This window comes from Streptomyces sp. NBC_01171 (genome assembly GCF_045039805.1).
Classification (GTDB): Bacteria; Actinomycetota; Actinomycetes; order Streptomycetales; family Streptomycetaceae; genus Streptomyces.
In genome coordinates, this window is the sequence record NZ_CP108609.1 from 6,527,375 (window position 1) to 6,553,364 (window position 25,990).

At 68.0% G+C, this 25,990-nt stretch carries 24 protein-coding genes and 7 pseudogenes; 19 read left to right on the plus strand and 12 right to left on the minus strand.

Going from position 1 to position 25,990, the window contains the following annotated elements; genetic code table 11:
• The first annotated feature begins 639 nt into the window (after positions 1 to 639).
• From OG448_RS30290 to OG448_RS30310, 5 genes are all read left to right on the plus strand, one after another.
• On the plus strand, positions 640 to 1,035 hold the full coding sequence (locus OG448_RS30290) for a hypothetical protein (RefSeq protein WP_405558556.1): 396 nt from the start codon (positions 640 to 642) through the stop codon (positions 1,033 to 1,035).
• 277 nt (positions 1,036 to 1,312) lie between these two features.
• Positions 1,313 to 1,924, plus strand: coding sequence for a hypothetical protein (locus tag OG448_RS30295; RefSeq protein ID WP_405558558.1), 612 nt, complete (start codon positions 1,313 to 1,315; stop codon positions 1,922 to 1,924).
• A 54-nt stretch (positions 1,925 to 1,978) separates the two neighbouring features.
• Positions 1,979 to 2,746: a transposase gene (locus OG448_RS30300; RefSeq protein WP_405559051.1), complete on the plus strand. Its 768-nt coding sequence runs from the start codon at positions 1,979 to 1,981 to the stop codon at positions 2,744 to 2,746.
• A 254-nt stretch (positions 2,747 to 3,000) separates the two neighbouring features.
• Positions 3,001 to 3,141 (plus strand): hypothetical protein, encoded by a 141-nt coding sequence (locus OG448_RS30305; protein ID WP_405558559.1) that lies wholly within the window; start codon positions 3,001 to 3,003, stop codon positions 3,139 to 3,141.
• 92 nt (positions 3,142 to 3,233) lie between these two features.
• The gene (locus OG448_RS30310; protein WP_405558561.1) at positions 3,234 to 3,635 is read left to right on the plus strand and encodes a hypothetical protein; all 402 of its coding nucleotides are present in this window, start codon (positions 3,234 to 3,236) and stop codon (positions 3,633 to 3,635) included.
• A 201-nt stretch (positions 3,636 to 3,836) separates the two neighbouring features.
• Here OG448_RS30310 and OG448_RS30315 read toward each other — a convergent pair.
• Positions 3,837 to 4,025, minus strand: a pseudogene (locus OG448_RS30315) (transposase family protein); the annotation flags it as partial.
• A 209-nt stretch (positions 4,026 to 4,234) separates the two neighbouring features.
• Between OG448_RS30315 and OG448_RS30320 the strand changes: the two are divergent.
• On the plus strand, positions 4,235 to 4,672 hold the full coding sequence (locus OG448_RS30320; RefSeq protein ID WP_405558562.1) for a hypothetical protein: 438 nt from the start codon (positions 4,235 to 4,237) through the stop codon (positions 4,670 to 4,672).
• A 391-nt stretch (positions 4,673 to 5,063) separates the two neighbouring features.
• On the opposite strand, the gene OG448_RS30325 is transcribed toward OG448_RS30320, so the two are convergent.
• The 3 genes from OG448_RS30325 to OG448_RS30335 form a co-directional block, all read right to left on the minus strand.
• Positions 5,064 to 6,794: a SpoIIE family protein phosphatase gene (locus tag OG448_RS30325; RefSeq protein ID WP_405558563.1), complete on the minus strand. Its 1,731-nt coding sequence runs from the start codon at positions 6,792 to 6,794 to the stop codon at positions 5,064 to 5,066.
• A gap of 314 nt (positions 6,795 to 7,108) precedes the next feature.
• Positions 7,109 to 7,501, minus strand: coding sequence for an MmcQ/YjbR family DNA-binding protein (locus OG448_RS30330; RefSeq protein WP_405558565.1), 393 nt, complete (start codon positions 7,499 to 7,501; stop codon positions 7,109 to 7,111).
• A 130-nt stretch (positions 7,502 to 7,631) separates the two neighbouring features.
• The gene (locus OG448_RS30335) at positions 7,632 to 8,051 is read right to left on the minus strand and encodes a zinc-binding dehydrogenase (protein ID WP_405558567.1); all 420 of its coding nucleotides are present in this window, start codon (positions 8,049 to 8,051) and stop codon (positions 7,632 to 7,634) included.
• A 263-nt stretch (positions 8,052 to 8,314) separates the two neighbouring features.
• Here OG448_RS30335 and nhaA point away from each other — a divergent pair, with 263 nt between their 5' ends.
• Together nhaA and OG448_RS30345 are read left to right on the plus strand one after the other, a co-directional pair.
• Entirely contained in the window at positions 8,315 to 10,195 is a 1,881-nt protein-coding gene (gene nhaA / locus OG448_RS30340) for a Na+/H+ antiporter NhaA (protein WP_405558569.1), read from the plus strand.
• Between the two features lie 37 nt (positions 10,196 to 10,232).
• Positions 10,233 to 10,382, plus strand: coding sequence for a hypothetical protein (locus OG448_RS30345; protein ID WP_405558570.1), 150 nt, complete (start codon positions 10,233 to 10,235; stop codon positions 10,380 to 10,382).
• A 76-nt stretch (positions 10,383 to 10,458) separates the two neighbouring features.
• Here the strand turns inward: OG448_RS30345 and OG448_RS30350 are convergent, their stop codons facing one another.
• From OG448_RS30350 to OG448_RS30360, 3 genes are all read right to left on the minus strand, one after another.
• A complete protein-coding gene (locus tag OG448_RS30350) occupies positions 10,459 to 10,878 on the minus strand; it encodes a hypothetical protein (RefSeq protein WP_405558572.1) in 420 nt (139 codons plus the stop codon).
• A gap of 286 nt (positions 10,879 to 11,164) precedes the next feature.
• Positions 11,165 to 11,455: a DUF6510 family protein gene (locus tag OG448_RS30355; RefSeq protein ID WP_405558574.1), complete on the minus strand. Its 291-nt coding sequence runs from the start codon at positions 11,453 to 11,455 to the stop codon at positions 11,165 to 11,167.
• Between the two features lie 384 nt (positions 11,456 to 11,839).
• On the minus strand, positions 11,840 to 14,341 hold the full coding sequence (locus OG448_RS30360) for a tetratricopeptide repeat protein (protein WP_405558576.1): 2,502 nt from the start codon (positions 14,339 to 14,341) through the stop codon (positions 11,840 to 11,842).
• A 333-nt stretch (positions 14,342 to 14,674) separates the two neighbouring features.
• On the opposite strand from OG448_RS30360, the gene OG448_RS30365 reads away from it, so the two are divergent.
• From OG448_RS30365 to OG448_RS30380, 4 genes and pseudogenes are all read left to right on the plus strand, one after another.
• On the plus strand, positions 14,675 to 15,061 hold the full coding sequence (locus tag OG448_RS30365; RefSeq protein ID WP_329019339.1) for a VOC family protein: 387 nt from the start codon (positions 14,675 to 14,677) through the stop codon (positions 15,059 to 15,061).
• 119 nt (positions 15,062 to 15,180) lie between these two features.
• A pseudogene (locus OG448_RS30370) lies at positions 15,181 to 15,273 on the plus strand (NIPSNAP family protein); the annotation flags it as partial.
• Between the two features lie 255 nt (positions 15,274 to 15,528).
• Complete coding sequence (locus tag OG448_RS30375; RefSeq protein ID WP_405559074.1) at positions 15,529 to 15,705, plus strand: hypothetical protein; 177 nt, start codon at positions 15,529 to 15,531, stop codon at positions 15,703 to 15,705.
• Positions 15,705 to 16,103, plus strand: coding sequence for a hypothetical protein (locus tag OG448_RS30380; RefSeq protein WP_405559053.1), 399 nt, complete (start codon positions 15,705 to 15,707; stop codon positions 16,101 to 16,103). The genes OG448_RS30375 and OG448_RS30380 overlap by 1 nt, the downstream gene beginning before the upstream one ends.
• 209 nt (positions 16,104 to 16,312) lie before the next feature.
• On the opposite strand, the pseudogene OG448_RS30385 reads toward OG448_RS30380, so the two are convergent.
• Positions 16,313 to 16,681: pseudogene (locus OG448_RS30385) on the minus strand (IS5/IS1182 family transposase); the annotation flags it as partial.
• 288 nt (positions 16,682 to 16,969) lie between these two features.
• On the opposite strand from OG448_RS30385, the gene OG448_RS30390 reads away from it, so the two are divergent.
• The 3 genes and pseudogenes from OG448_RS30390 to OG448_RS30400 form a co-directional block, all read left to right on the plus strand.
• Complete coding sequence (locus tag OG448_RS30390) at positions 16,970 to 18,403, plus strand: M1 family metallopeptidase (protein WP_405558578.1); 1,434 nt, start codon at positions 16,970 to 16,972, stop codon at positions 18,401 to 18,403.
• Positions 18,404 to 18,737: 334 nt separating this feature from the next.
• A pseudogene (locus tag OG448_RS30395) lies at positions 18,738 to 18,941 on the plus strand (transposase family protein); the annotation flags it as partial.
• A gap of 36 nt (positions 18,942 to 18,977) precedes the next feature.
• A pseudogene (locus tag OG448_RS30400) lies at positions 18,978 to 19,095 on the plus strand (transposase); the annotation flags it as partial.
• Positions 19,096 to 20,108: 1,013 nt separating this feature from the next.
• On the opposite strand, the gene OG448_RS30405 reads toward OG448_RS30400, so the two are convergent.
• Positions 20,109 to 20,492 (minus strand): hypothetical protein, encoded by a 384-nt coding sequence (locus OG448_RS30405; protein ID WP_405558580.1) that lies wholly within the window; start codon positions 20,490 to 20,492, stop codon positions 20,109 to 20,111.
• A 72-nt stretch (positions 20,493 to 20,564) separates the two neighbouring features.
• On the opposite strand from OG448_RS30405, the pseudogene OG448_RS30410 reads away from it, so the two are divergent.
• The 4 genes and pseudogenes from OG448_RS30410 to OG448_RS30425 form a co-directional block, all read left to right on the plus strand.
• Positions 20,565 to 20,690 (plus strand): annotated as a pseudogene (locus OG448_RS30410) (IS5/IS1182 family transposase); the annotation flags it as partial.
• A 14-nt stretch (positions 20,691 to 20,704) separates the two neighbouring features.
• Entirely contained in the window at positions 20,705 to 21,004 is a 300-nt protein-coding gene (locus OG448_RS30415; RefSeq protein ID WP_405559055.1) for a DUF5958 family protein, read from the plus strand.
• 236 nt (positions 21,005 to 21,240) lie between these two features.
• Positions 21,241 to 21,681, plus strand: coding sequence for a hypothetical protein (locus tag OG448_RS30420; protein ID WP_405558581.1), 441 nt, complete (start codon positions 21,241 to 21,243; stop codon positions 21,679 to 21,681).
• A gap of 38 nt (positions 21,682 to 21,719) precedes the next feature.
• A pseudogene (locus tag OG448_RS30425) lies at positions 21,720 to 22,466 on the plus strand (transposase).
• Positions 22,467 to 22,539: 73 nt separating this feature from the next.
• Here the strand turns inward: OG448_RS30425 and OG448_RS30430 are convergent.
• The 3 genes from OG448_RS30430 to OG448_RS30440 form a co-directional block, all read right to left on the minus strand.
• Entirely contained in the window at positions 22,540 to 23,058 is a 519-nt protein-coding gene (locus OG448_RS30430) for a hypothetical protein (protein WP_405558583.1), read from the minus strand.
• 334 nt (positions 23,059 to 23,392) lie between these two features.
• Entirely contained in the window at positions 23,393 to 25,627 is a 2,235-nt protein-coding gene (locus tag OG448_RS30435) for an ATP-binding protein (RefSeq protein ID WP_405558585.1), read from the minus strand.
• 59 nt (positions 25,628 to 25,686) lie between these two features.
• The gene (locus tag OG448_RS30440) at positions 25,687 to 25,884 is read right to left on the minus strand and encodes a hypothetical protein (RefSeq protein ID WP_405558587.1); all 198 of its coding nucleotides are present in this window, start codon (positions 25,882 to 25,884) and stop codon (positions 25,687 to 25,689) included.
• Between the last annotated feature and the right edge of the window lie 106 nt (positions 25,885 to 25,990).

The window sequence follows — 25,990 nt, forward strand, 5'->3', positions numbered from 1 at the left end:
GTGACAGGACGGCTGCTGATTGAGTGTCTGTGACAAGTGGCCTGCCTCCCAGGTGACAACCAGGCTGCCTCGGCCCGGCTCTCCTGGCCAGCCTATTTGGCTCCACCGATGACAACTAACGTGCTTCGGCACACCCGCGAACCACAGGCGGCTGACCTGCCGTGATAGGGATAATTTGCCCCTTTCGGGGATATGCTGTGCGCAAGCGCCTCGCGCTCGCATGAGATCCGGCCGCTGCCGGTAGGGCTGAGGCTGCCGGTGGCGGCCGGGGAAACACACGGCCACCCTCATAAGCACCTGTGTATGAACCCTCCAGCCTGAAAACGATCAGTCCCGTCGGGCTTCGCGGGATGCGGCCTGCCCCGGCGAGCCCCCAGCCGTTGCGGCGCTCTGCCGGGCGGCATGATCCGGGGATGAGTACCACGCGCCGCCAGCTCGGCACCGGCCCCGCCTCGGCCGCCCTGCCCACTGGCGTACGTGCGTAGGCGCGCGCCGCCGCGACATTCTCCTCCCTCGCAGCATCGGCCGGACCCCATGGACCGGTGATCACGTACTCATGCCGGCGGGCACTCAGGTACTCAGCCGAAGCTGAGCACACACGCTCTACCTGGCAGACGGGCGGCCGGGAACGCTGGGGCCATGAGCCCGCACCTGAAGAAGTCTGCCGCCCGGCCCCTGTCCTTCCTGCTCCCCGCCGTCGCCTCCGCCGCGCTTTGGGCCGCCTGGCTCGGCTGGGACCAGCACCGTGACGTGCACCCCGACGGTTCCACGACCGGCCCGTACCAGCCGTGGCAGGTGATCGGACTGGTACTCACCCTGCTCGTGCCGGTGTGCTTGGGCGCGCTGCGGTGCGACGCCCGGAGCGTGGTGGCTGGCACCTCGGCGGGCCTGACCGTCGCCGCCTTCTACGACTGGTCGGACGATTCCACCGGGCTGTTCGGGGTCGGCGTGACGCTGGTCCTGCTGGGCAGCCTCGCCGCGACCAGCACCGTGGCCGCCGCCCTGAGACACAGGAGCGAGTCCGGCCCCGCGTGACGACCCGCCCGGGCCCTCACCAGCCGCCCCCGCGCCCGCGGGGATGGTCCCCGGCTCTCAGGCGGGACGGCACCGCTCCCGCCTGCTCGGCTTCCACCAGAGCACCGCGGACAACTGGGACCGCGAACGCGGAGGCCTCGGCGCCGAATACACCGCTGACATCAGCCGACGTAGACCCCCGCCTGGCCTTCCCCCTAAGGGCTGTCCCGTAACTGGGCGCAGCCTCCACACCGATCCCGGATCGGGGCGTGTCAGTGGCTGGTGACAGGATCCCGGGGTGCTGATCAAGGGATACGACGACGGCCCGCTGGTTGCGGGCGAGTCACTGCTGGCCCGCCCGGGCTTCTGGTCGAACTACCTCATGGCGATGTGCGGCAACGGGTCAAGTGCTGCGCGTCCTGTTCCGGAGTGGTTCGGCGATGACGGCGCCGATACCGATGCCTTGTCCGAGGTCCTCTTCGATCCCGAACACTGGCCGGTGTTCCGGGTACCGGCTGAAGAAGGTCCCGGAGTTGTGATGATCTACCGCAACCTGGTCGGCGACTACGGCATCGACTACCTCCTCACCCATCCAGGCCAGAGCCACGCCCAGCAGATCGCCAACTGGGAAGGAGACCTTTCGGGGACTGGGCTGGCGTGGCATGAACTGGTCCGCATCGCCGACAGCCCGTCCCCCGCGGCCGAAGGTATCGAGGACACGGCCGCCCGCCTCCTGCTGGTCCTTCCCCTCCTTACCGACCCGGACGTGCCAGAGGTAGCGCCGGCAAGGCTCGGCGCCGCCCTGACTTCGGCTGGAGCGCCGCAAGACACCGTCTCCAGTACGGCGGAGCATCTGCTTACCCACCTGACGAGAAGATCGCGACACGATCCCACCTGGGATCGCCTCTGAGCGGCAGCTGAAGGACTGGTCAAAGCCGCTGGTCACCCAATGGACGATCTTGATATGGCTGGTGTGATTGCGGTGGCGGAGCCTTCCTGGATAGCCCCGTTCACTGGACTGAGCCCGCGCCAGTTCAGCAAGCTGGTGACCGTGCTGCGACGCAAGGGTGCGGACGTTGTCTGCAAGGGCCGGCCGTGGAGCCTTCCGCTGGAGGACCGGGCGCTGCTGGTCGCGGCGTACTGGCGGACGAACTTGACGATGCGACAGATCGCTCCGCTGTTCGGCGTTTCGAAGTCTGCAGCCCACCGGATCATCGATGACCTCGGGCCGATGCTCGCGCTCCAGCCCCGCAAACGGTTCGCCAAGGACACCGTGCTCATCGTGGACGGCACCTTGGCGCCAACCCGCGACCACGCCATCGCTGCGCAGTCGAAGAACTACAGGTACTCCACGAACCACCAGGTCGTCATCGACGCCGACACCCAGCTCGTGGTGTTGGTCGGCCGGCCCTTGCCCGGAAACCGCAACGACTGCAAGGCGTGGGAGGAATCTGGTGCCAAAGCTGCCGTCGGCAAGACCACCACGATCGCTGATGGCGGCTATCCCGGCACCGGACTCGTCATGCCCCACCGCCGCCGCAAGGGCGAACAACTTCCCGACTGGAAGGAGGCACACAACACATCCCACAAGCAGGTCCGGGCCCGCGTCGAGCACGTCTTCGCCCGTATGAAGACCTGGAAGATCCTCCGCGACTGCCGACTCAAGGGTGACGGCGTCCACCACGCCATGCTCGGCATCGCGCGCCTGCACAACCTCGCCCTCGCCGGATAGGCGAGCGGGTCGTACAGCAAACAGCCGCGTCCTCACCCGCTTAGAGAGCACTTACGGGACAGCCCTTAGTCGGCAAAAGATGATCAACGTGGCAAAAATAATGGAGGCGTCGGCTCCCGCGCCTACCTGCACAAGAAGCGCACCTCGCTGCGGCCGGTGACAGCACGGCCGCCCTCACCCCGAGCCGTCGCCGGATGGATCCTCCGGCACCCGGACACCCTCACCGGTTCCGAGCAGCTATACAGCGCAAGAATGTGGGGACGCACTGCCCCGAACTCGATGCGCTCACCCGGCCTGTGCGGTCCTTCGCGGCCATGCTTACCCGGCGTCAGGTGATCGCGTCCGCCGTCGGCACCAAGCTGGTCACGCCGATCGTCGAGTGGTTCGAGGACTGACGAGTCCGGTTGCCCTGCGGGTGTGAGAGTGTCTGGCTGCGCGGATCCGGTCGTGCCGCGCAGCCAGACGGTTCGTCCAAGGAGTGCTCGCTGTGGATTCAGATGTGCTGCCGGTGGTGGTGTGGGGGGCTGCCGCCGCGGTGGCGGCGATCGTCTATCTGGCCGTGTACCCGCGGTTGATGCCGACGCAGAAGACGACACGGTCGGTCCTGGTGGGGCCTTTGATGATCGGTGTGCTGGTGGCGGTCTTCTACGCCAGGGACTGCCGCGACGCCCCGGCGTACCTGGGGGCGTTCACAGGGGCGATGATCGGTCTGCCGCTGGCTATCGCCGGTCAGCACAAGAGCCTGGTCCCGCGGGTCGTCGCTCGGGAGGCGGGTGTGCCGAACGACGATCTGCCGTCTCTTCCTGTGTCATTGAAGATCAGGATCGTCGTTACTCTGCCGCTCATGACCTGCCTGGGGATCTGGCTCGGGATCCGGTTCGGCGGATGATCAGGCCGCGACACCGTACAACGTGAGAGGGGAGGGAGCCCGGTACCCGGCTCCCTCCCCTCTCACGTATCTCGCGGCGTCAGCGCGACCGTCAGCCGACCGTCACCTTGTCCATCTGCCCCGCCCGGCGGCCGTCCCCTCCAGCGAAGGACCCACCACCCCGACTGCGTCGTCAAGATCATCGATCCCGCCGCCCGCCACCACTGATATGCCGAACCCGGCGGCGATCTGCGCGAGAGTGTCGTGCTGGCGCAGGTAGGCGAGAGCGACGAGGGCGCGCTTGTGCGGCGGGAGCTTGCAGCGGCGGTCACCCTCACGGGTGACGATAAGCATCGTGACCCAGTCGACCACCGTATGAGGCAGGTCGAGGACGGCAGGACAGGGAACCAACAGGGCTCCTGGACCGGCAGGTTGAGACTTCGAACACCTCACCCAACGGCACGGGAGCCCTGTCCGTTGCGGACACCGAGGTAATCACCCGATCGGTGGCCACGCTGAAAAGGCTCACTAATGCGAGGCGTTGCACGTCCGCCGATGCGCCGTCGTCGATTCCTCACGCTCCCCGGGTTGTTGGCGGTGGGATGCGTGAGACTGTCAAGGTGCTGAACGGTCTCCTCTTCGCGGTCACTCCGTGGTCGGTCTTGGTCGCAATGGCTCTGTTCCTCTTTCCTGGGACAGTTCAGCGCTGGGGATCGGCGTCCTTGGAGCGCTTCGAGCGATGGCGTGCCGACTCGGGGGTACGTCGAGCTGCTCCGCTTCTGACGCAGATGCTGCTGGTGCCGCCGCGCATAGAAGATCGTATCGGCGGCCATGGGTTGGCCCCTGGGTATGTCGTGCGGTGGTGGCGTGCCCGGCCTCTGGCAGGGCCGTTCAAGATCATCCGGTGGCTGCTGCTGCTGCTGTACATCGTGGGGCACATCGATGACATAGCCGACTGGGAACATCTGCGGCTGAGCGCGGATCCCGGGCAGCAGCCCGGCGTAGTGCAGGCGCTGCTCAGCACCGTCGTGGCTGTGCCGATGTCGGTGCGCCGCTAGGACTTTTCCGCGATCAGCAGAGGGACGGAAGTTCTCATCTGGGCCCTGATCCTGACCGCTGAAGTGCGACTCATCAAGCGCATAAACCTGATTGGCTCCGGCAGAGGCGAGACGCTTGCCGCCTATGACCTGGAGGGGCTCACCGGGTACGCGGACGGGAATAGTGCCCGCATGGAGGATGCTTCGAGGAACCGGTGAGGGTGCCGAACCAGGGAGCCCAGCCGTGACGAGCCATAGGGTCTCGGCTGACTACTGAGATCTGTGGGGACCGGGGTGCGCGGCAGCATCGAGTACGGGGGCGGAACATTCTGGATTGCCCGCTGGTGCTGGTCCTGGGCCGCGATTCCTGCGGCGCGGTCGCCGCCGCGTGCGCCGCGCTGGCCGGCTGCGCCTATCTCGCGCGTGTTTCCACGGGGGTCCGCAGAGCGAGGAGAGCGACGTCGTCGTCGTTGTCGGCGGGGCGGACCCGGCGCAGGAGCTGGTCGGTGAAAGAAGTGAGGGGGCGGTGGGCGAGGGCGGCCGCGTGCTGGCGCAGCCGGCCCAGGCCCTCGTCCAGGGAGTGTCCGGCTGCTTCGATGAGACCGTCGGTATAGAGGAGGAGGGTGGATCCGGGGGGCAGTACGGCGGTGGCGTCGGGGCGGAGCGTGCGGGTCCAGGTGCCCAGGAGGATGCCGTGGCCGTCGGTGAGGTAGCGAGTGAGGCCGTCCCGACTGACCAGCAGGGGTGGCGGGTGGCCGGCGTTGGTCCAGGACAGTTCCCAGTGGCCGTGGTCCGCCTGATCGAGGCGGGCGAAGATCATAGTGGCCATGGGCACGTTGGTGATGTGCGTGATCGCCTCGTCGAGCCGCTCGACGATCTGGCTGGGGGGTTCCTGCTGGGACCATGCGTAGGCACGGAGCACGTTGCGCACCTGCGCCATGCCGGCCGCTGCCTCCAGGTCGTGGCCGACGACGTCCCCGACGGCCAGAGCGGTGGCGCCGTCGGGCAGGCAGAAGGCGTCGTACCAGTCACCGCCGACCTGTGAGGCGTGGGGTGCCGGCAGATAGCGGGCGATCATCTCCAGGCCGGGAACGCGCGGCAACTGGGGCAGCAGATGGTTCTGCATGGTCTCGGCGACCTTGCGCTGACGCTGGTAGAGGCGGGCGTTGTCCAGAGCGATCGCGGCTCGGCGCGCGATGTCCTCGATCAGCGGCAGGTCGGCGGTGGTGAAGTCCCCCGCCTTCGCGGCGCGGCCCAGGGTCAAGGCCCCCAGGACCTCCCGGGTGCTGCGGATGGGGACGATGGCCGCGGAGCGGATGCCGGTGGCCTCGAACAGGCGGCGCTGTTCGACCGCGATGCCGGAATCGGGCGGCTGCTGGTAGGTCTTCGGACCGGCAAGGGTGGAAGCAACCCCGCGCAGCGCTCTGGACAGCGGCATCGGGGATTCTTCCGGCACCGGGGGCATCGGACCTTGCAACTCTTCGTGGTCCACCAGCCCGCCGTCTTCGGCATGGACCACGGCGGCGCGCCACACCTCGTCCCGCTCCATGATCAAGTCAATGACCACCCAGTCCGCCAGCCGGGGCACGAGCAGCGCCACGAGCCGGCGCAGCGCCTCGTTGGTATCCAGGGTGGAGTTCAGCTGGGTCGTGGTCTGCGCCAGCAGCGCCAGCCGCTCGAGCTCCGTCAGCGCCTCAGCCACCGGCTCCGGCCGCCGGCCCCCTTCCTGCGGTTGCTGGGCGCAGTGGAAGACAACGAGCGTGGCGGCCTCCCGGCCACCGGTGTCGTAGGGCGTCATCACCCAGTTGACGGGCAGCAGGGAGCCGTCACCGCAGGCGAACCACTCTCCTTCGGCCTGGGCGGTGCTTCCGGCGTGGAAGGCCTCCCGCATGCTGCATCGGCTGGCCGGCATCGGCTGGCCGCGGGCATCACGATGCAGCAGATCGTGCGCGTCATGACCGACGAGGTCCTCCGCGGGCCGCGCCAGCAGCTGCTCGGCTCGGGCGTTGACCGCGATGATGCACCCCTTCTCGTCCACCACGTACGCCCCCGCGCCGATGGCGGCCAGCGCCCCGCCCACAGGGGTGTCAGCCGCCCCACGGGAGTGCTGATCCGTGCTCTCGGTGTGCTCTGGCTCCGCCACGCGTGTGCCTCCTTCATGATCGCCGGTCGTGCCGCCCGCTGCGCACCCGGACGCTGCGTTCCGTCCTGTCCTGCGTTCTTTTCCCGCTCACCCCCTGGTGCAGGCATGCCGCCCTTGCCCCCGGCGCGCGCCGGGCCTGACAGTCACCGTCGAGGCCGAGGAGGCCGTCGCCCTCGCCTCCCGGGTCCGTGACGGGCTCGGCGTGCGCGACCTGGCCGCCCAGGTCAGCTTTGCAGCGGTAGGGCCCAGGCCCCGGGGGAGGGCGGTGAGCGCGCAGACCGGAAAAATCCCACGCCCGCCGGTCAACACCCGCACTACGATGCGCGGATGAGCAAGCTGCCGCCAGCTCCACGGCGCACCCTGTACCAGCGTGGGCCGCTGCGCCGCGCGTTGCTGGACACCTCCGTGCTGACCATGGACATCATCGCGGCCACTCTGCGATCTGGCAGTAGCGGTCGACACGGGCGTGAACACGAAACCCGCCTCAAACGGGGCCTCGGGCAGTACTGCTTGCGCAGGGCTGTGGCGTCGTCCGGGTCGGCTTTGAGGATCACGACGAGGCGTCCCGGCATGTCGGTCATGAGCATGAAGACCTTGCCGCCCACCTTGTGGAGCTCCCAGTCGGGGTCGAAACGATGCTCCTGGTCGGTGCCGGGCAGTTCCGCGGTGTGGTCGCGCGCGGTCTTCTGCAGTTCCTGCCCGTCCAAGGTGATCAACTCCTGGGTCGGTTCGAGTGCCTGGCGTGTGTCGTTTCGGGTCCTTGGCGCCGGTCGGTGGCCGGCACTGGACGGCCACCGACCCACGGGCAGGTCATGGTCCTGATCCCGACTCGGCCGTCTACGGCAGGACGCGGATGATCGTTTTGCCGCGGCGTCGCGTGGTCGGGTTGAGGGCGCTGACAGCGTCGTCGAGGCTGGCAACGTCACCGATGTTGGTCCGCAGCCGTCCGTCGCGCACCCGCTGCACGATCTCACTGAGCTGGGCGCGGTCGGTTTCGACGACGAAGTCGATGGCCAGGCCGTCAGCGGGCCGTGCTTCGACCGGGCCGACGACGGACACCAGGGTTCCTCCCGGCTTGATCAGGGCAGCGGACTGCTGTTGAACGTCGCCGCCGATGACGTCGAAGACCAGGTCGACGCCGCCGATGTCTCTGAGCGTGTCGGTTCTCGAGGTCGACGAACTCGTGCGCGCCGAAGTCGAGTGCCTTCTCGCGGTCGGCGACCCGTCCGGTGCCGATGACGTAGGCGCCGACTTCACGTGCCAGCTGGGTGACCATCGTGCCGACTGCCCCGGCTGCGCCGTGGGCGAGGACAGTCTGGCCGGCCTGGAGGCGGCCGTGCTGGAACAGCATGCGAGGCCGCGTGCTCCAGCGCCTGGACCCAGCTGACGAGGCCCCCGTGAACCTGGCCGTTGCCGCTGCCACGCCCGCGAGCCCGCCAGCCTGCGAAACGACCCACTGTCGACGCACCGGCGTTCCGCCAGCACGCCGGTCAGCCACGCCTCGAACGAGAATCTGACCCATGTCCCGTGAACCAGAGACTTACACCGGTCAGACGCTGTGCGGCAGCGGATTGGGTTCTCCGCTGCGTGCCTTCTTGCGTACCGAGACCGGCGGCGCCGCCGTCCTGGTCGCCGCCGCGCTCGCCGCACTCGTCTGGGCCAACGCGACACCCTCGGCCTACACGTCGTTCTGGGACACCCGTCTGGCCGTCCGCTTCGGCACGTACGGGATCTCGCTCGCCCTGCGGGAGTGGGTCAACAGCGGACTGATGACGCTCTTCTTCTTCGTCGTCGGTCTGGAGGCACGCCGCGAGTTCGACATGGGAGAACTGCGCGAGCGCAAGCGGCTCACCCTGCCGCTCGTTGCGGGACTCAGCGGCATGATCGTGCCCATCGCCCTCTACCTCGCCATCAACGCCGGCCACGGCAGCGAGCAGGGCTGGGGCGCGGCGATGTCCACCGACACCGCGTTCGCCCTGGGCGTCCTGGCCGTCGCCGGCCGCGGCATGCCGCCCGGACTGCGGGTCTTCATTCTCCTGCTGAGCGTGGTCGATGACTTCCTCTCCCTCGGCGTCATCGCCTTCGCCTACAGCGACCGCATCACCGTGCCCGCACTCGTCGTGGCCATCGCAACCCTCGCACTCGTCCTGCTCACCCGGCGACTCGGCGTACGCCACGGCGGCGTGTACGCGCTGCTGGGCGTCGTCGCGTGGATCGCCCTGCTCAAGTCGGGTGTGGACCCGGTCGTGATCGGTCTCGCCCTGGGGCTGCTCACCTACGCCTACCCTGCCTCGCGCGCCCACCTAGAACACGCCAGTGGCCTGTTCCGGCTGTTCCGCGAGCAGCCCACCCCGGAACTGGAGCGGTCCGTCCGCACCGGAATCGCCTCGGCGATCTCCCCCAACGACCGCCTGCAACGCATCTACCACCCCTGGACCAGCTACGCGGTGGTCCCGCTGTTCGCCCTCGCCAACGCCGGCATCGAGATCAGCGGCGAGCAACTGGCACGAGCCTTCACCTCGCCCGTCACCCTGGGCATCCTCATCGCCTACGTCCTGGGCAAGCCGCTGGGCATCGTCGGGGCCTGTGCGCTCACCACGCTCGCCTCCCGCGGGCGGCTGCGCCTCCCGGTCGGCTGGGGCGCGGCAACCACCGGCGGCGCGCTGTGCGGGGTCGGGTTCACCGTTTCCCTGCTCATCGCGACCCTCGCCTTCCACGGTGCACGCCTCGACGAGGCCAAGCTCGGCATCCTCGCCACACTGATCTGCTCCTTCCTGACAGCACGGCTGGTCACCGCAGCGATCGGCCTTCTGCCGCCTGCGCTGCGCCTTAGGGCTCTGCTGGGGAAGGCGGAGACGATCATCGACCTGGCCGTGCCCGTGGACCCCGACCACGATCACATCCGAGGGCCACACCACGCCGTTGTCACCGTCGTGGAGTACGGCGACTACGAATGCCCCTACTGCGGGCAGGCCGAGCCCGTCGTCCGTGAACTCCTCGCCGACTTCGGAGACCTGCGCTACGTATGGCGCCACCTCCCCCTCACCGACGTGCACATCCACGCCCAACTCGCCGCCGAAGCCGCCGAAGCAGCAGCACGCCAGGGCCGCTTCTGGGAGATGCACGACCTGCTGCTCAGCCATCAACGAGCCCTGCGCATCGAAGACCTGCACGCCCACGCGGCCGCTATCGGGCTGGACACCGAGCGCTTCGAACGAGACATGCACGCTCATGCCGGCGCAGCGCGCATCGCCGAGCACGTCGAGTCAGCCGACCTCAGCAGCGTGGCCGGCACCCCCACCTTCTTCATCAACGGCCGCAGACACCACGGCGCCTATGACCTCGCCAGCCTCACCGCCGCCGTCCGCGCGGCTCGCGACCGTGCCGCCGTTGCCACGTGACGGGGCCAGTCTGTTCCTTGCTGCCTTCCAGGGCGGCATGCTCCTCGCCCAGGTCGCTCGGGACATCACTCCGCTGAAAGACGCATTGCAGGCAGCCATCGACCATCTGCAGACCTCCGACTGCCACATTCCCCGGGTCGGGCAGGAACGCAGGGAACCGCGCGATCCGACCATGTCGGCGACGTGAGGTCATGGTGCCCCGAGCGAGCTTGACCCGCAGAGCCCGCCTCGTCCGGAGTGACGTCCCTCGTTGCCCTGGTGTGTCAGCGTTCCTGCTGTCCTTCGGTGCCGGCTCCGCCGGTCGTGCGCTCCTGCTCGACCTGGGCACGGAACGCGGCCTCCTCCTTGCCCACCGTCACGGCTCCGTCGAGCACGGCGTCGATGTCGGGTTCGGGGATCACCACCGCGCCGGAGTCGTCGACGAAGACGTACTGCCCCGGGTGTACACCCACCCCCGCGACCACGATCGGCACGTTCGCCTGGTACGGCGTGATCACATCGCCGCCCCATCGCACGGCTTCCGCGGAACAGTAGGCCGCGAAGGGGTAGAACTGCAGCTGGGCGAAGTCTCGCAGCCGTGCGTCAGTGAGCACACCGGCCAGGCCGTAGCGCGCCAGCAGGGAAAGCTTGGTGCCGCCGCCGATGGAGACCTCGCGGTGGCCGTTGCTGGCCAGCACCAGCACCTTCCCCGGCCACCGTCGGGTTCGACGCCCACCGCCTGCCGTAGCAGAGCGCCGAACGTATGCGTCTCGGGGTCCATCATCACCGAACAGGAGGGGAAGAAGGAGATCGTGACCGCCGGGCCGAACAGGACCCGGCCCGGTGTCGGAGTGACGAGGTCGTGAATGTGCGCGCCGTGTCGATGGATCCGTCCCAGGGCGTCCACGATGTCCGCACACGCCAGCGACCGGGCCGCCCGAGCACGCCGCTCGGCCGCCGCCTCTCCGTCGCCGCTCGGCGAGGCGATGGTCACGGCAGCTCCAGCATCCGGATCGACATGAGGGTGAGCTGGAGCCGGCGTGGCCGGTCGACGAGCTGCACCTCGCACGCCGAGCACGCCGGACAGCGCACCACCATTCCGGGGCAGCGTAGATAGACCCTGGTCTCGACGACGCGGTGCCGATCCCCGCACTCGGCACACTCCAGGACGATCATGGTTGCGTCCCGGCCCAGAGCCAGGGACATCGCCCCGGCGACGGCGTTGCCATCCACACATCCGTCCTCCGGGGGCACGGAGAGGAGGTCTTCCTCTGCGTTCACTGCGGGCCTCCTATCGGACTTTTCGCTCGACGCGGCCTTTTCCGGTGGGGCGGTAGGCGGCCAGGACGTCGATGTCCGGTCTACGGCCTCGGCGTTGTCGGCGGAGTCGAGGAACTCCTGGCGCCACCAGTCCCCGCCGCAAGCGGCGTCCATGGCGCTGAGGGTCGCCGGTTTCCCGGGGTGTGCCTCGTGCTTGCCAGGAGACCACCGATGCGGCGGACGGCATTGGCGTTGAAGTTGAGGAGGACCTCGGTGGCGGGTCGGCCGCTTGTCCCCTGTCGGGTGCGGCTTCCGAAGACGAGTTCGGTCAGTGCTTCGAAGCTGACGCCAAGGCCGAAGGGGTCAAGGAAGGCGAAGAGCGGTGCTCCCTCGGTGCGAACGGCTTCAGTCCCGTGATGCCGGCCCGAACTTGAGCTTCGAACCGGTCACAGCCCGCTTTTGCCACGCCAACGTGTAGGCCCGCTGAGTCCGCCTGGCCAGCAGGTGAACGGCGTCGAACCGCTCCACGCATAGATCACGGCTCTCCCGGAACAGGACGATGGCCTTATCCAGATTGCCCGTCACGCGGTAGGTGTGGGCGAGGTTGTTGCGGGTGGCGACGGTGTTCGGGTGGCCGGGGCCGAGGATCCGGGTGTGGTCGTCGAGAGTCTGTAGGAGAAGAGGGAGGGCTCGTGTGTGGTCACCGACGGCCTTGTATGCGAGAGCAAGGTTGTTGCGGGTGGCGACGGTGTCGGGGTGGCCGGGGCCGAGGACGCGGGTGCGGCCGTCGAGGGTCTGCTGGTGAAGGGGGATGGCGCGGACAGGGTCACCTGCTTCCTGGTAGGCGACGGCGAGGTTGCCGCGGGCAGTGAGCGTGTTCGGGTGTTCGGGGCCGGAAACACGGGTGAAGCCGTCGAGGGTCTGTTGCATGAGTGCGATGGCGCGTGTGTGGTCGCCGACGGCCTGGTTGGCGACGGCGAGGTTGTTGCGGCTGGTGAGCGTGTTCGGGTGGTCGGGGCCGGAAACACGGGTGAAGCCGTCGAGGGTCTGCTGGAGGAGTGCGATGGCGTGTGTGTGGTCGCCGGCAGCCTGGTACGCCAGGGCGAGGTAGCCGCGGGTGGCGACGGTGTTCGGGTGGTCGGGGCCGAGGATTCGGGTGAAGTCGTCGAGGGCCTGTTGGTGATGTGTGATGGCGCGGATGTGGTCGCCGGAGTCTTGGTATGCGCGGGCGAGGTTGCCGCGAGTGGTGAGGGTGTGAGGGTGGTCGGGGCCGAGGATCCGATTGCAGTCGTTGACGGTCTGCTCGTGGAGAGTGATGGCGCGGATGTGGTCGCCGGAGTCTTGGTATGCGCGGGCGAGGTTGCCCCGGGTGGCGAAGGTGTCGGGGTGGTCGGGGCCGAGGATGCGGGTGCGGTCATCAAGGTTCTGCTCGTGGAGCATGATGGCCCGGAGAGGGTCACCTGCTTCCCGATAAGCGGTGGCGAGGTTGTTGCGGGCTGTGAGGGTGTCGGGGTGGTCGGGTCTGAGGACGCGGGTGCGGTCGTCGAGGGTCTGCTGGTGGAGAGGGATGGCGCGGACAGGGTCACCTGCTTCCTGGTAGGCGGCGGCGAGGTTGCCGCGGGTGCTGAGGGTGTGCGGGTGGTCGGGGCCGGAAACGCGGGTGAAGTCTTCGAGGGTCTGTTGCAGGAGTGCGATGGCGCGCGTGTGGTCGCCGGCGGCTCGGTAGGTGGTGCCGAGGTTGTTGCGGGTGCTCAGGGTGCTCGGGTGGTCGGGGCCGAGGGTGCGGGTGCAGTCGTCGAGGGTCTGTTGGAGGAGTGCGATGGCGCGTGTGTGGTCGCTCGCGTCGTGAAAGGCGAGGGCGAGGCTGCCGCGGGTGGCGAGGGTGTGCGGATGATCGTTGCCTAGTGTCCGTTCGGATTGGGTTTGCGCGCGTTGGAGGTAGCGGATGGCGCGGTAAGTGAGGCCCTGCTGCCGGAGGAACAGCCCGGTCTGGCTGTGGACGTAGGCGGTGGTGGGGGTGTCGGTGTCTTCGCCGGCGTGGTGAGTGAGGGTGTCGATGTGGGGGAGGAGCTGGCGCCAGGTGTCCCAGGTCTGAGGGTCCTGGCTGCTCTCGGGGAGACACCCCCGCAGGCGGGTAGTGGCGCGGTCGCGGGCTTGGTTGACGAGGTCGGGGGCGCGGTGGGGGTTGGTGGGGTCGGGGGTGCGGGCGAGGGCCTGGACGAGGCGGTGGACGGCGAGCGTGTTGGTGGCGGGGTCGGGGGTGATCATGCTGTAGGCGGTGAGCAGGCCGAGTGCCTGATTCGTCTGGATGCTTTGGCCGTCGGGGAGGATGGCCAGAGCGGCGGGGATGGCGTCGGGGGCGTACCAGGCCAGGGTGCGCAGCAGGTCGACGGCTGAGGGTTGGCGGGTGGTGATGTGGTCGAGGGTGATGTTCCAGACGCGGGCGACGGTTCGTTCCGCGTCGGTCAGGGCGCCTGCCTGCTTGTACATCTCTTCGGGGTGTTCGGCGAGGAGTTGGAGGTAGGTGCGGGGCGTGGTGAACGGGGTCTGGGCGATGTAGGCGGCGGCCTGCTCAACAGCGAGGGGCAGGTGCCCGAGTTCCTCGCAGAGTTCTGCGGCGCTCTCGAGGTCGCGGGGGCCTTTGCGGCTGATGGACGAGGTGAGCAGGTCAAGGGACTCGTCGGGGTCCAGGACATCGAGTCGGACCAGCGCGACGTGGGCGCCCCATCCGTCGCCGAGCCGGCTGGTGATCAGGAAACGCGGCGGCGACGTAGCAATTGTTCTCGGCGGCGCGACATAGAACCCCGACGAGGCATGGGCGCATGGACGGCATCTCGTCCGCCGCCTGGTCGGCCGAGCCGTTGAGTCCGGCGCCGAACGCAGGTTCGGTACCGCGGTCTGCGACATCGGCATCAGCGCCGACGGGAGTATCGGGACCGTGACGATGCAGGTCAGGGGCCACCCCCACCTTTTGTTACTCAGGACCTCCTCAGATCAACTAGTGCTCCGACACAGTCCCCGTAGCGCCTGGTTGGGTTCACTAGCTTCCAAGTGCTCCGAGAGGTGGTCTGGTGCCCCAGACTCATCAGCACCACGTGCCCATGGAACGGGACGCCTCGCAAACCCATCGAGACGCGACATCACTGCTGACGAGGCGACAGCCACAGCATGTAAACGAACGTGGCGACCGCGTCGCAAATAGGACCCAGCCTGTCCTAGATCCCGAATACCGTCCCATGCATGAGCCATGAAGACATGTCAGCACCCACGTTCCGCTACTCGGCTGTGACCTTCGACTGCCCTGACCCCGCCGAGCTGGCCCACTTCTACGGAAAGGCCCTCGGTCTGCCTGTGGTCTTCTCCACCGAGGATTTCATCCTGCTCGGCCAAGAGGGAGCTGCCGGACTGGGATTCAACCGGCTCGCCGACTACCGCCGCCCCACCTGGCCGGACCCCTCCCAGGAGAAGCAGGCCCACATGGAAATCGGCGTCGACGACTTGGACGCCGCTGAGGCTCGCCTCCTCGCTCTGGGAGCCGTAAAGCCCGACTTCCAGCCGGACCCCGACCGGTGGCGGGTCCTGCTGGATCCCGCAGGCCACCCATTCTGCGTATCCACCCTGGTCTGAGTGTGACCGTGCCGCTGATCGTCGGGTGGGGTCGGCGCGGCGCAGTCGTACTACCGAACGCCTGCGAGCCCAAGCGGGCCGATCATGTGAGGTGATCGGTTCTGCTTGTGGTCGACATATTCATCGACGCGGACCGCATCAGGGATGAAAGCGGCTGTGTACTGCGTTACGAGCGGACCTTCATGCGCCCGCTCCTCCCCGAATCGTCCTAAAGGCTGTCCCGTAACCGCTGATTGCGGCAGGCGCTGTGCTGTTTCCCTATGCCGGGCGCTTCTGAGCGGCGGCGGGCGTTGTCAGTGGGCGGCGAGGGCACACTGACGGCATGAGCGCCTCTTCGTCCACAGCGGCCGACGCGTCCCACACCTCTGCTGTCTGGGTGGAGTCGATGGGCGGACCTTTGATCGTCATCCCTGTCTCCGCTCTGGCTGCATGGCACGGGTGCACGGAGAGCGGGGTCATGGCGGGAGATGCCAGAGGAGCTCGCCGAGGGCCAGCCCACCCGCGCAGAGTACGAAGAGCGCGCCGCGCAGGCCCGCGCGGAACTCGCCTCGGTCCTCGGAGCCGCACCCAGCGCGGAGGCCGAGGCAAAGGCCCGTGGCCTCCTGGAGCGCCTCGGCGCCAGCCAGGACTCGGCGGCCGCGTAGTGGGGGCCATCGCGGTCGTCTTGGATCACACGACCGCCACTGCCCTCCACGACCCCAAGGACCCGTTCAACGAGGCCGTCGCTGCGTTCTACGTGCAGGCCTCTGGCGGCCTGGGCACCCTCTACGCCCCGGTGCTCTCACTCACCGTCGGCAACACCGAACGGGCCGGCCTGCTCGCCTACATCAACGGACTGCGGTTCATCCAGATCGAACCCTTCGACACCGAGGCCGCGCTGACCGCCACGGAACTGCTCCACGCCGGGCGCTCCTGGGCGGCCGTCCACGCCATCCACGCGGCCCGCCCATCCGCTGCCTTCCCCTCCGGCCGCTTCCTGCTGACCCTGACCCCCGAGGTGTACGCGGGCACCGGCGTCCAAGCAGTCCACCCCGATCGGTGACATACGCCGGACTCGCGGAGAGCTATCCAGCCTTCCCTCTCGACGCATGACGTGGCGGACTGGGTGCAGGGCCGCGTCGTTCAGGTGATGTGTCCTGGTTGATCACATGATGCCGAGAGTGATCAGTGGGACGGTTGGCGTCGCGGGTGTGGTGGCGGAGTCCAGCGGCGATGTTCGTCTGGTTGGCGAATCGGAGAGCGCCGATCGATGTTGGGGCCGGCGGCGGCCACGCGGTCGGTGCGGATGACGGTGCCGTCCAGGTTGAGGCGGGTGTAGCCCGCCGCTGCCGCCCGCTCCAGAGCGGTGGACAGGTCGGGCGCGTGGTCGGCGAGCCCGGTCAGCCCTTCGTGCAGGTAGCGGTACGCGGTCGGGGTCGCGATGCCGTTGTCCCGGGCGAGTTGGACCAGACGGCTGCCGTCGACGAACCAGCGCAGCACCAGCACTGCCTGTTTGAACGGGCCCAGCGCCCGGGTGCCCTTGCGGGTGCCGAGTCGCTCGCGGTGTTAGGCGAGCAGCTTCGCGAGGTGCTCGGCGGGGGCCCTGCTGACGTCGAGCACGGCGGTGTAGGTGATACTCATCAACGCGTGAAGCCTCTTGCCGGGAACGTGATCTTCGCAGACCTGTTCCTACCAGGGGCTTCTCGTGTTTCTGATGTCAGGTCAGTCTCCGCCGGGGACACTGACGGCTCGTCGCGTAGCGCAACCGTCACGTTGCTGAGAAGACCTCACTGTGCGCCAACGTACAGAGAACATCCCCTGCGTACCCTGGCATTTTCGCCGCCCAAGCGGAGCCGACCTCCCCTCTTCGCGCGGGCCTGTGTCGGCCGTGGGAACCCTGTGACAAGATCCGCTGGCATGTTACCTGTCATGTCGTCTGCCGCGCCTTCGTTACCTTCGTCGCCCACGGGCCCCTCAAGAACCGGTCGCCGTCTGCTGGTCGCCCTGCTCGCGCTGCTCGCGACAGCAGGCACCACCGTGGCCGAGGCCGGCACGCCGTCCGGCCCGGCGCCCGGCTCCGCGGTGAGCGCGGCCGAACCCGCGACGCCCGACCGCCCCAGCTACGACGTGAACCTGCGCGCCGACGCCGACGGCTCCCACTGGGCGGGCCGGCAGACGGTGTCCTTCCGCAACGCCTCCAGCCGGCCCCTGCGCGAGGTGTACATACGCCTGTGGGGCAATGGCGAAGACGGCTGCGGGACATCCGGAAGACCGTCCCCCGTCCGCGTCTCCCACGTGCGCGGCGGCACTCCGGGCCGCCCCGGCGTGAAGTGCACGGCGCTGCCCATCGCTCTGCCGAGGCCGCTCGCACGCGGTGAGCGGACGGCCGTCTCCTTCGACGTGGCCCTCACCGTGCCCGCACGCAACAACCGCTTCGGCCGCGAAGGCGCGTTCCGCTTCCTGGGCAACGCGCTGCCGGTCCTCGCCGTGCACGACGCGAGGGGGTGGCACCTCGATCCGTATGTGTCCTACGGCGAGAGCTTCTACACCCTGGCGAGCGACTTCCGGGTGCGCCTCGACCACCCGTCCGCCCTCAAGGTCCCGGCGACCGGCAGCACATGGACCCGCCCCGGCGGTACCGGGCGTACGGTCACGCACAGCGTCGCCAAGCGGGTGCGGGACTTCGCATGGGCGGCGGGCCCGTTCCGCACCGCGACCCAGACCTCGCCTGACGGCGTGCGAGTAAAGTCGTACTGGTCGCCGAACACGCCCGCCGCCGGTGTCCGCCTCAACCGCAAGGACGGCGTCGCCGCCATCGACCGGTTCGGCAAGGAGTTCGGCCGCTATCCGTACGGCGAGATAGACCTCGTGATGACCCCCGGGTTCGCCGGCGGCATGGAGTACCCCGGCCTGGTCATCCTCGGCACCGAGGAGGAGGGCGGCGCCACCGTCCATGAGATCGCCCACCAGTGGTGGTACGGCGTCGTGGGCAACGACGAGTACAACTCACCCTGGCTGGACGAGAGTTTCGCTCAGTACGCCAACGCGCGCTACTACCGCTGGGACGGGTTCGAGTGCTCGCCGGACGACTCCTGGCCGAGCGCCACCGCCGCGCTCACCAACTCGATGGCCTACTGGTCTACACACCGTGGCGAGTACTTCCAGGTCGTGTACGGGATCGGCCCCTGCGTCCTGGCCGACCTGGAGCACGTCCTCGGGGCCGGCACCATGGCGCGCCTCATCAAGAAGTACGCCCACGACCACTGGTACGGCGTCTCCACCACCGTCGACTTCAAGAAGGCCGCACAGTCGATGACGCACAGGGACCTCGGCCCCTTCTGGCGGAAGCACCGCATCCGCTGAAGTCGCACTCCGCTCGCGGGTGACGGGCGTACCCCGTCGGCACCACGATGACGGTGACCGACGGGGTACGCGGGCAGGGCGGCGTCGTTCCGGCGGTGCATCCGGGTTGATGGGGCTTCAGGAGCTGGAGCTGGCCTGCGGGATGGTCGGCGGAGGCTGACGCGGAGGCAGGCACGACTTCCGGTGATCATGAGGTGTCGAGTCCCTGATCACCACGACGTTAGACCGTGCCTGCCCCTCATCCTCGCTCATCCCGCGCCCTCTGGGCCAACTCGCCGACACCGCGCCGACCGTCCCCGATGACCTCCCCGGCCTGCTGACCTGCGTGGCTCAGGTGCCCGATCCCCGCCGGGACCAGGGCCGACGCCACCCGCATGCCTTCGTCCTCTCCCTGGCCGCGTGCGCGGTTCTGGCCGGAGCGAAGTCCCTGGCCACAATCGCGGAGTGGGCCGCCGACGCCCCACCCAACGTCCTGGCCCGGCTCGGTGGCCCATGCCGGGAGCCGGGCCGCGGCCCCGTCGCCCCGGCCGGGGCCACCGTGCGTCGTGTCCTCCAACGCATCGACGGCGACGCGCTGCTGCCCACGGGGATCTCCTGGGAACACCTGCCGCAAGAACTCGGCTTCGGGTCGGGCATGACCTGCTGGCGGCCCCTGGCCGAGTGGACCGAGGCTGGCGTGTGGTCCCGGCTGCACGAGGTTCTCTTCGCCGAGTTCCGCAACGCCAACGCCCTGGACTTTCTCCCGGGCGGCCGTCGACGGCTCCCCCATCGGCGCGTTAAAAGTGGAGCCAAGACCGGACAAAGCCCTGTTGCAGGCCGTGCCGCCGGTGCGGGGCAAACGTTGCCGGCGCCCGCGACGGCCGGACGTGGTGCTGGGCGATCGGGGTTACGGCCACGACAAGTACCGCCGCCTGGTCTGGGACCTCGGGGTGAAGCCAGTGATCGCTCGCCGTGGTACCGAGCACAGTTCCGGACTGGGCACTCAGCGCTGTGTCGTAGAGCGCACGTTCGCCCACCTGCACTGGTTCCGCCGTCTACGCATCCGCTGGTAGATACGAGACGACATGCACGAAGCCTTCCTAAGACTCGCGTGCGCGTTGATCTGCTGGAAAGCGGCTCAGTTCGTTGGGCGGGCAACCCTCGAAGGGGGACCAGCAGGAAGCGGGGGAGTCGCAGGATTAACACGATTCCCGCGACGCATTTCCAATGGCCAGCGCTGGTCAATGACGGCCGCGGCCTCCTTGCAGGCGCCACACGCGTTACTCCGATCCGGCATCCACCAGTACGGAGAGACTGAGAGACCCTCGTGTTCTATGCCGCACAGGGTCGCGCCGGAACCCGTGTAGGCGTAGGCCGTGTCATAGGCATGGGCCACGTTCTCTGGGAGGCTCGGTGATTCAGCCCGCTCCCAACGCCCGCACATGGTCTGGTACTGCAGCCGTGAAACGTCATGGGGATCATGTACCAGCTCGGTCCACGCGTAGCACCAGGAGCAGAACCACCGCTCCTCCACCGGCAAGTCCCACGCCGCCCCCGGTTCCACTACCGGCGCCTGTCGCATCCCGTGTCCACACACATCACACGTCACAGCCGGATCCTGCCATGGCAACTCCACACCTACCTCTGGCAGGAGGATCCTCGGCCGAACCGCATTCCGATAGCTGTTCTAAGAGCTGTCCGTAAGTGGGTTCCGCGGTCGGGGGCCTCAGAGGAAGGCCAGCGGGACGTCCTTCTCAATGCAGAGCAGCAGCACGCCCGCCAGCTGGCGGGCGTCCTCGATGTGCTGCTGGAGGAGTTGGTCGTCGCCCTGTCCTGCCCACTGGTCGGTGATGCCCTCCAGTCGGACCAGGATGGAAGCGCACTCGTCGGGCGAAAGGTCGTTACCTCCGACATCCGGATGATCGAGGAGTGGCTCCAGGGTGGTGGACACCTCACTCCACGGGCGCTCGCCGCCAAAGCCTCGCATCTCGGAGAGGACGAACCCCTCGGTCTCTGCCAGACGCCGTCGGAACGCAGAAAAGCCGCTGTAGGACCAGGAAACATCCGGACTGCTGTTGTCTCCGTCGCCCGGGAAAAGAACCAGCCCCATGCGCCCTCCCTGCTTGCCGAGACCACAGGATCGGGGACGTGGGGCAGCGTCTGCAACTGAGATGATCTTGGTGTGGCTGGTGTGATCACGTCGTCGGAGCCGTCTTGGATAGCCCCGTTCACCGGGCTGAGCCCGCGGCAGTTCGGCATGCTGGTGACCGTGCTGGGTTTGACAGCCTCGGCCAGGAAGGGCAGTCCGAGGCGCTGCTGTTCCTGCGCCATCACTGCGTCCAGGCACGCGCAGTCACGGAGGACGCACCTGAGAGCATCCGCAGTTCGAGGCTGCGCCCGACGCATACACCCACAGTGCTGATCTCACGAGACCGGATAAACGAGCAATTGGGAAAGATCGCCGGTCTCGCGCCTCTCGACGAAAGCCGCAAGGCGTTCCGGTTGCTGATCGCGGTGCTCGCGATCGCCGACGGACGGCGCCGCGAGCGCTTCTGCTCCGGCGGCTGCAGTCACTGGTGGCACCGACTGTCCGTCCCCCGACAATCCAGCACCGCACTTTGAAGTCCATTTCCCAGTCGAACGTCTTCCGGGTAGCGGATCAGTCCCACCAGAAATCCCAGTGGTGGGCGCCGGTGATCCGCTCGGCGTATGCGGCGAGTGTGTACGGCCTTCTGCCCAGACGTTGTCTGGGCAGAAGGCGAAGTGCTCGGCCGCGACCAGGAGAGCCTCATACTCGTTCGCCGGTGGCGCGGCCACACTGAGGTTCAGCGTGGAGGACCCGCCACGAGGTCGACCGGTTGCGGGAACTCGTGGACCATAGGCTTCGGACGCGTCCGGCCGACTACAACCGGCTCTTCGGTGATCTGCTCGCCCTGGCCGGGCAGTACCACTGGAGCGCCTGCTTGGGGGACTTCGCCGACGACTTCTATGCCGTGTCCTGCCCCGCCTGTGAAGCGGAGGTGACCATCGCGGTCGGCGACTACGGCTGCTACGCGGCCATTCGAGACTGGGATCGGGGCGACATCGAGCGGCGGTCGCTGCGGCCCGCCCCGGCCGAGGAGCTTCGCGACCCGGGCCGATGGATGCACGCCACAGCCTGGCGAGACGGGCAGCAGCGGCTCGCCGAGGGGATCAGATACGTCTTTGGCCGGGCAGAGTGTCCGGCTTGCGCCAGTGTGTTCAACATTGCGGAAGCGCACACGACCGCCAACCCTCCTCCAGCCCTTGAAACGTACTGACAGGGGGAGGGGCCCCGGCCATTTGCGATGATCTTGAAATGGCTGGCGTCATCACGGCTTCGATCCCGCGTGGATACCCCCGTTCAGCGGGCTGAGCCCGCGGCAATTCGGCAAACTGATCACCGCGCTCCGGCGCGAGGGCGCCGACCCGGTCCGCAGGGGCCTGCCGCTCGAGGACCGGGTGCTGCTGGTCGCCGCCTACTGGCGCACCAACCTCACCCTGCGCCAACTGGCACCGCTATTCGGGGTGTCCAAGTCCGCGGCCGACCGCATCATCGACCACCTCGGACCCGCGCTCGCCCTTCAGCAACGCAAGCGGTTCCACATGGACGCCGTCCTGATCGTGGATGTCCCCACCCGCGACCACAGCATCGCCGAGCAGTCCAATAACTACAGGTACTCCACCACCCACCAGGTCGTCATCGACGCCGACACTCGGTTCGTCGTCGCGGTCGGCCGGCCGCTGCCCGGAAACCGCAACGACTGCAAGGCGTGGGAGCTGTCGGGCGCGAAGGCCGCCGTCGGCCGCACCACGGTGATCGCCGACGGCGGCTACCGGGGCACCGGCCTGGTCATCCCGCACCGCCGCACCCGGCGAGGATGGCCTTCCGGCCTGGAAAGAGGAGCACAACCGCTCACACCGCAAGGTCCGCGCCCGCATCGAGCACGCCTTCTCCCGCATGAAGACCTGGAAGATCGTCAGTGACTGCCGTCTCAAAGGTGACGGCGTCCACCACGCCATGCTCGGCATCGCCCGCCTCCACAACCTCACCCTCGCCGGGTGACCGGGGAACGACGCTGGCCAACCAGCATGCCGTAGATCATTTACGGGACAACGCTTAGGCAGTGTCCGGCGGATCAGGGACGGACCGGGAGGCGGTAGGCCGGGGATGAGCCGTCGGCGGGGATGGAGCCGCGGGGCGCCAGGATCTCGCCTGTTTTGGCGAACTCCCAGTGGGTCGCGTGCTTCCCATCCTTGAACGGCCATTCGACGCGGACGACAGGGCGGCTCAACAGGCTCTCGAACCAGCCGGCGCACCGCTCCGCGAGCTCCTCGACCGTGCCGGAGGCCCGGAAAAGCCATGCTCGGGCGACTCGTGAAGGTTGAAGAGCTGGTCGCGGACTTTCCCGGCCAGCATGTGTGTGCCGTAAAAGTGCACGGCCCACTGGGCGAGCACCAGCCGGCGCGCCCCATCGGACGAGGAACGACGACTCGTCCTCGGGCCGTCCGACCTGGCTGGGATCCCACGGCACCTGCCAGTCAGCGGCCCGGGCTCTCAGGGCCGCCAGAAAGGCGAGTTCGGCCTCGTCGAAGTCCCAGGGTTCCTCGCCGTACTCCTCCGGGTCCTCGACCTCGAACCAGTTGTTGACGTCCACAGGAAGACTCTAGAACCACAGGGCGCCTCGTAGATCACAGGCGGAGCCATAGGCGGATTGCCGCGGTGACGACGGTGCCGTGGAAGACGTAGGCCCTCTTGTCGAGGCGGCGACGTCACGCAACGTGGAGTGCCCAGCGTCCGCTAGTGCAGTGGACAGGCAATGCGAGATCGCGAAGACGACGCCCCGTCGTTGTCCTGGCCGGCGACGATGCGAGGCTTACCGGCTTCGACAAGTTCTTCGAAGCTGGCGCCGTCAGAAGGTATTCCCACTCGACCTCTTCGGGATGGAAGTTGGATGTTCGAGAAGAACGCCCGCCTGCATCACCCCGCAGTCACACCGCCCCCCCAGGCGTGCTATCTGCCTCCAACTCCGCGAGGAACTCCCCAGCTGCCTGCTCCTCGGGCGCACCCAGCTGCCGGTACATCCCTACGGCTTCACGCAAGCTGGACAGAGCCGCTTTTCGCTCGCTGACTTGGACCTGGATACGAGCTATTCCCTCCAGTGCACGTGCCTCTTCAAGTGGCGAGGCAATCGCCCGCGCCACTTCCAACGCCTCTTGGAAAGAGGTCATAGCCGGTGCAGGGCTTCCGAACTCTGCAAATACCTGCCCCAGCTCATTCAGCGTTTCCGCTTCGCCCAAATGGTTGCCGAGGTTGCGGTGGACCTCAAGGGCTTGTTCCACGTAGGCGGTGGCGCCCTCGTAGTCTCCCCGCAGCCGCCGCACGATGCCCAGCTCCCGGAGTGCGTTCGCTTCGCTGCGGCGGTTGCCGAGGTTGCGGTGGACCTCAAGGGCTTGTTCCACGTAGGCGGTGGCGCCCTCGTAGTCTCCCCGCAGCCGCCGCACCTTGCCCAGCTCCCGGAGTGCGTTCGCTTCGCCCAAATGGTTGCCGAGGTTGCGGTGGACCTCAAGGGCTTGTTCCACGTAGGCGGTGGCGCCCTCGTAGTCCCCCCGCAGCCGCAGTAGGACCCCCAGATCCCGGAGAACATTGGCTTCGCCCAATTCGCTGCCCACCTCGCGGTAAAGGGCAAGAGCATCTTTCTGCGCACCGATGGCTTCCGAGTACTCGTTTGCCCTGCGGTGGACGATGCCTTGGTCATGGAGGGCGTTGGCCTGATCCAGGGGACGGAGGTCCTGATGTGCTGTCATGGCCGCGCTGTGGTGGAGGGTGACGGCCTGATTCCAGGGACCGTCCTGGCGTAGGAGGGAGGTGATACCGGTGGTGAGGGCGATGGTGCGGGTGCTCTGGTGAGTGCGGCTGGTGTGGTCGATGGCGGCGAGGAGGTTGGGGCGTTCCGTCCTGAGCCAGGCTATGCCGTCCTTTTGGGTGTGGAGGTCGGGGGCAGCCTGGGGTGCACGGGTAGTCAGGGCCGAGGTGTGGGGACGGGTGTAGGCGCTGATCAGGGAGTCGGCGTGGAGGCTGGTGTGCTGGTAGTAGTCGAGAAGGCGCTGTTCTGCCTGCTGACGTTCAGAGGCGGGCTCATCTTGAACCCGGATACGGGCGTAGGTGCGGATGAGGTCGTGGAGGCGGTAGCGACCGGGGGTAGGTTCGTCGATCAGGTGATCGGTGTATAAGGCACGGAGATCTTTCCGGGCCTCGGCCAATGGAATACCGTCGAGGGCCGCAGTGGCGTAGGCATCGATGTCGTCACCGGGATGAAGGCCGAGGCGTCGGAAGAGTCGTTGCCGGTGGGGTGGGAGGTCGTGGTAGGAGAGGTCGAAAGCAGCGGCAACGGCCCGGTCATCTGCTTCGAGTTCGCCAAGGCGGTCCTGGGTAGCGGCGAACTCCTCGGTGAACTCGGCAATGCTCCAGGTCGGGTGGTGAGCGAGACTGCCCGCGAGGAGGGCGATCGCCAACGGCAGATGCCCGCACAAGGCGACCGCGCGCTCGACAGGGGCGTGGTCGCCCGGGGTGAGGGTGCGCCGGGCCAAGCGTGCGAACAGAAGTACGGCCTGGTCGGGTGGAAGGACGTCAAGGGGCATGGGGTCGGCTCCGTCTACGGCGATCAGTCGGCGACGGCTGGTGACCAATATGAGGCAACCAGGCTCCGCGGGGAGGAGAGGGTTGATCTGAGGGGCACCGGAGGCATCGTCTAAGACGAGAAGGATCCGCTTGCTGACGGTGTGCGCCCGCCACATCGCCGCGCGTTCGTCAAGGTTCAAAGGTAAGGCCTGCTGCGGGATGCCGCGACCGGTGAGCAGGGCTGCGAGGGCTTCGGACGGGTCCAGAGGAGCCTGCCCCGGGGTATGCGCGTGCAACCGGAGGAACATCTGTCCGTCGGGGAAGTGAGGGGCCAACAGATGGGCCGCGTGCGTGACCAGCGCGGTCTTTCCGGCACCGGGCATGCCGTCGACGGTACGGATCACCAGTCCTGCATCCTTGTCCGGGACACGGGTGAGACGTTCCAGTTCCCGATCCCGGCCGGTGAAGGCGGCCACGTCGCGGGGCAGCGCCGCGACCACTGGCACCGAGACCGCCCCCGGGGCGGCCTGGTAGACGAGTTGCCCCGCGTGCTCGACGCTCAAGTGCGTGGTGTTGTGCTGCGTGTTCCCGTCCCCGACCTGCACACCGCGCGCTCCCCGTAGGTCCGCCACAAACCCCCCCTCCCGGTCCCGACGCCTAGGTTTCAGAACTGGTTGTGCTGCGTGTTCCCGTCACCGACCTGGATCCCGCGGGCGTCCCTCAAGTCCACCCTGAACACGGTCCCGCCCACCGCCTGTTCCTCAGCGGGCGCCCATTCGGCCAGCAGATCGCGCAGTTCGTCCGCGGCGGCGGGATCCGCGGCCAGCAGACGGCGCAGCCTGAGTCGCCAGTGCGCCTCCACGTCTCCGGCGCCTGCATTGTCCCCGTTCGCCTGGGCCGCTGCGAGCTCTTGCCGGGACGCCTCCAGCTCACCGGCTGCCGCGGCGCCGTCCCCGCCGCGACCCCGA